We start from the raw sequence: 4794 nt of genomic DNA, 5'->3' as shown, positions 1-4794 counted from the left end.
GCCCACAGGCGTGTGCGGCGGGACTACCAGGCGGTGGAGGCGGACGACCGCTCCTCGGGGAGCAGCATCCACAGCGCCAGGTAGAGCAGGAACTGCGGTCCCGGCAGCAGGCACGAGACGAGGAAGATGACGCGCATGGTCCCTGCGGAGGTGCCGAAGCGCCGTGCCAGCGCTGCGCACACTCCGCCGAGCATGCGTCCGTCACGGGGGCGGGCAAGTGCGGCCATGGTGGGCTCCTTCGCGAACCGTCTCCGGGGGAGCAGTCCGTTGTGCTCCCGATGTATCCATGGTGGCTCGCCGAACCGGTGCGAAGCATCGCTCTACGGGGCGATGCCGACCCTGGAAATCGTCGGGGTCGCCCCCTGAGGGACCTCATGGGCGGCCGAGGGCAGCACCCGGATCCGCCGCTGTTTGCGCCGACGCAGCCGCGCCCGGCACGCCGGTACGAACAGCACGTGGGCGAGCGCCACGCCGACGGTGTTCAGGATCAGTGAGTCGACATCGACGACCTGGCCGGGCACCCCGGTCTGGCCCAGTTCGATGCCCAGCGAGATCAGTGCCCCGGCCGCGACGGTCCGGGCGAGCGAGGCCCACGGCGAGACGAAGAGCCGGCCCCCGGCCATCGGCAGCAGTACGCCCAGGGGCGCCAGCAGCAGGAGCTGCCCGCCGATCCGCCGGACGGCGGCGGCCGGGCCCAGGGTCAGGTCCGCCTTGATGCCGGCGAACGGCTGGAGGTTGGCGGCGGTCATCCACGGCACGTCCAGCGGGCGAAGAGTCAGCCACCCGACGAGCAGCAGATGCACGAGGAGGAGGGACACTCCGACCGCGCGGAAGCGGATGACGGCCTGGCCGCCAGAACCTTGACGCACGTTCCCCAAGACGCGGGTAGCGGCAGGAACGGTTCCGCTCCTGCCGGGGAGACCTGGCTCACCGTCCCGGCCGACCCGTACGCGCTGCCGCCCCGCCCCACCGCCGCACCGCTCAGGACAGCCGGACCGCGCCCAGGGTCGGTACGGCCTTCGGGCTGGCCTTGGTCTCCGCGGTGCACAGATAGCCGCGCGGCGCGTACTTCCCGGGGCCGCCGAGCATCACCGTGCCGTCCTGGACGAGCGGTTCGCTCCCCGTGTACGTGCAGACGATCTGGGCCAGCGCCTCGGCTGTCAGGTCCTCCGGCTGCTCGCTGAGCCGCAGCGCGCCCTTCGGGTCGCCCGCGCGGGGCCCGCTGACCCGCAGGGACTCCGGGACGTCCGTGGAGAAGCCCGCCTGCCGCTCGGGGCCCGGGGGCTCCTTGCTCAGCTCAGCCAGGAGGGCGGCGGCGACAGTGATTCGGTCGGACTTCGCCTCCTGGACCTGGACCGTGCGGTCGACGGTGACCAGCTGCGAGTTGCAGATGAGATAGATCTCCGCGGAGATGCTCTGCCGGGGCTGGGCGGTGGCGTCCTGCGCGGGCATCTCGCACGGCACCCGGGACGGTGCGGGCCCGGCGTCGACCGGTACCGATGTCGTCCTGATCCCGCAGCCCGCGGCCAGTATCGCGCAGAGCGCGGCTCCGGCCACCGCCGCGGCGGGGCGTCGGCCCCGGCGTTCGCTGCGCATCACGTCGCGTCGTCCTCCTCGTCCGGGATCTCCGCGTCGTGACCCTCGGTGGTGCGGCTCAGCGCCTCCGCGTCGCGCGGCAGGCGCAGTACGAACACCGCGCCGTCGCCGTCCGGCGAGTTCGCGGCGGTGATGTCACCGCCGTGGATGTGCGCGTTCTCCATGGCGATCGACAGGCCCAGACCGCTGCCCTCGGACCGCGGCCGGGAGGCGCTGGCCTTGTAGAACCGGTCGAAGACATGGGGCAGTACGTCCTCGGGGATGCCGGGGCCGTGGTCGCGGACCTCGATGACCAGCTCGTCGCCCTCGGTCCGTACCGTGACCCGGACCGGCGAACCGCCGTGCTTCAGCGCGTTGCCGATCAGGTTCGCCAGGATCACATCGAGCCGGCGCGGATCGAGGCGGACCATCATGCCGCGCTCGGCGTCCAGATCCACCGCGTCCAGCCAGGCGCGGACGTCTATGCAGGCCGTCACCTGGTCGGCGACATCGACGGTGTCCAGGACGAGACGGGCCGTGCCCGCGTCGAAGCGGGTGACCTCCATCAGGTTCTCCACCAGGTCGTTGAGCCGCCGGGTCTCGCTGACCACCAGGTGCACGGCCGGCGCGATCATCGGGTCGAGGTTGTCGGCCTCGTCCTCCAGCACCTCGGCGACCGCGGTGATCGCGGTGAGCGGGGTGCGCAGCTCGTGCGACATGTCGGCGACGAAGCGGCGGCTGGACTCCTCCCGCGCGGTCATGTCCGCGACCTTCTTCTCCAGCGAGCTCGCCGTTCTGTTGAACGTCCGGGAGAGATCGGCCAGTTCATCGGTCCCCGACACCACCAGCCGGGTGTCGAGCTTGCCCTCGCCGAGCTTGCGGGCGGCGTCGCCCAGCCGCTGTACCGGACGCAGCACGGTCGTCGCGGCGGCCTGGGCGAGCAGGGCGGAGCCGACGAGGGCGAGCGCGGTCGCGATCCCCAACGACCAGGCGAGGGAGTTCAGATCCTGCCGCTCCTGGTCCAGGGACTTGAGCATGTAGCCGGTCGGGCCACCGCCGATGATCTTCGTACCGCCGACGAGATACGGCGTGCCGCGGATCGAGGTCCGCTGCCAGAACAGGTGGTACCGGTACTTGTTGCCCGCCTTGACCGGCTGCTTCTTGGCGACCTGCTCCTGCAGCGACCGCGGCACGTTGTCCCGGGTGAAGGTGTCCACGTCGGAGTTGCCGACGATCGGCTTGCCCGGATCGCGCTCGTCGATCAGCAGCACGCTGTATCCGGGGCTGCTGCTCGCCATCTGCGCGGCGGCGTGCTCCAGATCGTCCTTGGTGGGGTTGGGCGGCAGCGAGGCCGCCCGGTTCTGCATCTCCTGACGGAAGTCCCCGAGCGCCGAGTCCTGGGTACGGGTCAGCACCGCCTCGCGGTTCAGCCAGTACGCGATCCCGGACGCGGACACCGCGGCGGTCAGCGCCACCAGCGCGAACACGACGACGAGCCGCAACCGCAGGCTGGTCCAGCGGAGCCCGGCGAGCAGACTCCGCCGCACAGCCGTGCTCACTGCGGCGAGTCCAGCCGGTATCCCACTCCCCGCACGGTACGGATCAGGGTCGGCGAGGACGGCACGTCCTCCACCTTCGCGCGCAGCCGCTGGACGCAGGCGTCCACCAGCCGGGAGTCACCGAGGTAGTCGTGCTCCCAGACCAGCCGCAGCAGCTGCTGCCGGGACAGGGCCTGGCCGGGGCGGCGGCTCAGTTCGAGCAGGAGACGCAGCTCGGTCGGCGTGAGCTGAAGATCCTCCCCGTTCTTGGTGACGGTCATCGCGGACCGGTCGATCACCACGCTCCCGAACGTCGCGGAGTCCGTGGACTCGCGCTCGCCCCGGCGCAGCACCGCGCGGATCCGGGCGTCGAGCACCCGGCCCTGCACGGGTTTCACCACATAGTCGTCGGCACCGGACTCCAGTCCGACCACGACGTCGATGTCGTCGCTGCGCGCGGTCAGCAGGATGATCGGCAACTGGTCGGTGCGCCGGATGCGACGGCACACCTCGAATCCGTCGATCCCGGGCAGCATCACATCCAGTACGACCAGGTCGGGCCGCTGTTCTCTCAGCAGGTTGAGGCCGTCCTCTCCCGTCGCCGCGGTGGCCACACGGTGGCCCTGGCGTGACAGCGAGAGTTCGAGGGCCGTGCGGATGGCGTCGTCGTCCTCGATCAGCAACAGGAAAGGCACGTTGGTCATTCTGACCCATGGGGGAGCCCTAGTTCGACAGTTGGTCCCCTCTCATGCATCCGGCACCCCCGGATCGCACCCGCGCCGGGCCCTGTGACAGGCCTGTGACAGTTGGGGGACAGCGCCATGAAACTGCCCCGGCAAGCTCGTTGACACAAGGAACGGACGGACTCCACCGACGGGGGGCGCGAGATGAACGCAACTCACAGCATCACCGCAAGCGCAGTTGTCACGCGTCTCCACGACGTCGGGCGGACCACCGAGAAGTCCGGCGCCGCATCGAACGGGCGGGGGTGCGAACGCGCCGCCAGGCGTCAGCACCCGTCGTACATGACGGTGGTCGACGCACCTGCCGCGACAGGCGGGAGCAACGGGGGAAGCACGTACGGGGAGGCCATGGGGGAGCGGCAGGCCCCGGCGCGGGACGAGGACGCCGAAGCGGTGTTCACGGCCTACGTCCGGGAACGCCGTGCCTCCCTGTACGCCACCGCCTATCACCTGACCGGCGACCGGTTCGAGGCCGAGGACCTGCTGCAGAGCGCCCTCTTCTCGACGTACCGGGCGTGGGACCGGATCAGCGACAAGGCGGCGGTCGGCGGCTATCTGCGCCGCACCATGACCAATCTGCACATCAGCGCCTGGCGCAGGCGCAAGCTGAACGAATATCCGACCGAGGAGCTGCCGGAGACGGCGGGCGACACGGACGCGATGCGCGGTACGGAGCTGCGTGCCGTGCTCTGGCAGGCGCTGGCGCGCCTGCCGGAGCTCCAGCGCACGATGCTGGTCCTGCGCTACTACGAGGGCCGTACGGACCCGGAGATCGCGGCCATCCTCGACATCAGTGTCGGCACGGTGAAGTCCAGCATCTGGCGGTCGCTCCGCCGGCTGCGCGAGGACGAGGTCCTCAGCTTCGGCCGTGACGAGGAAGAGTCCTTCGGCGAGCTGGTGGCCTGAGGCGACGGGGGAAACGGGGGATACGGGGGAAC

Annotated in this window: 6 protein-coding genes; 1 reads left to right on the top strand and 5 read right to left on the bottom strand. The window is 70.7% G+C overall.

All coding sequences use genetic code 11. From position 1 onward, the window contains the following. Nucleotides 1–23: 23 nt before the first annotated feature. The 5 genes from J1C73_RS28115 to afsQ1 all read right to left on the bottom strand — a co-directional run bounded on the left by J1C73_RS28115 (nucleotide 24) and on the right by afsQ1 (nucleotide 3808). Nucleotides 24–227 carry a PspC domain-containing protein gene (locus J1C73_RS28115; protein ID WP_207318839.1) on the bottom strand — a complete coding sequence of 68 codons (204 nt, stop codon included), beginning with the start codon at nucleotides 225–227 and terminating at the stop codon, nucleotides 24–26. A gap of 93 nt (nucleotides 228–320) precedes the next feature. Then, the gene (locus J1C73_RS28110) at nucleotides 321–869 is read right to left on the bottom strand and encodes a VanZ family protein (protein ID WP_207318838.1); all 549 of its coding nucleotides are present in this window, start codon (nucleotides 867–869) and stop codon (nucleotides 321–323) included. Nucleotides 870–981: 112 nt separating this feature from the next. Beyond that, complete coding sequence (locus tag J1C73_RS28105) at nucleotides 982–1596, bottom strand: GerMN domain-containing protein (RefSeq protein WP_242644808.1); 615 nt, start codon at nucleotides 1594–1596, stop codon at nucleotides 982–984. Further along, nucleotides 1596–3134 (bottom strand): ATP-binding protein, encoded by a 1539-nt coding sequence (locus J1C73_RS28100; RefSeq protein WP_207318836.1) that lies wholly within the window; start codon nucleotides 3132–3134, stop codon nucleotides 1596–1598. The genes J1C73_RS28105 and J1C73_RS28100 overlap by 1 nt, the downstream gene beginning before the upstream one ends. Continuing rightward, on the bottom strand, nucleotides 3131–3808 hold the full coding sequence (afsQ1, locus tag J1C73_RS28095) for a two-component system response regulator AfsQ1 (RefSeq protein ID WP_185095372.1): 678 nt from the start codon (nucleotides 3806–3808) through the stop codon (nucleotides 3131–3133). The genes J1C73_RS28100 and afsQ1 overlap by 4 nt, the downstream gene beginning before the upstream one ends. Nucleotides 3809–4000: 192 nt before the next feature. Between afsQ1 and J1C73_RS28090 the strand changes: the two genes are divergently transcribed. Beyond that, a complete protein-coding gene (locus J1C73_RS28090; RefSeq protein ID WP_207318835.1) occupies nucleotides 4001–4762 on the top strand; it encodes a SigE family RNA polymerase sigma factor in 762 nt (253 codons plus the stop codon). Nucleotides 4763–4794 lie beyond the last annotated feature (32 nt).

This window comes from Streptomyces laculatispora, from assembly GCF_017353455.1.
Taxonomy (GTDB): Bacteria; Actinomycetota; Actinomycetes; order Streptomycetales; family Streptomycetaceae; genus Streptomyces; species Streptomyces laculatispora.
Note: the sequence above shows the minus strand (reverse complement) of the source record. Positions and strands in the feature narration are given on the sequence as shown.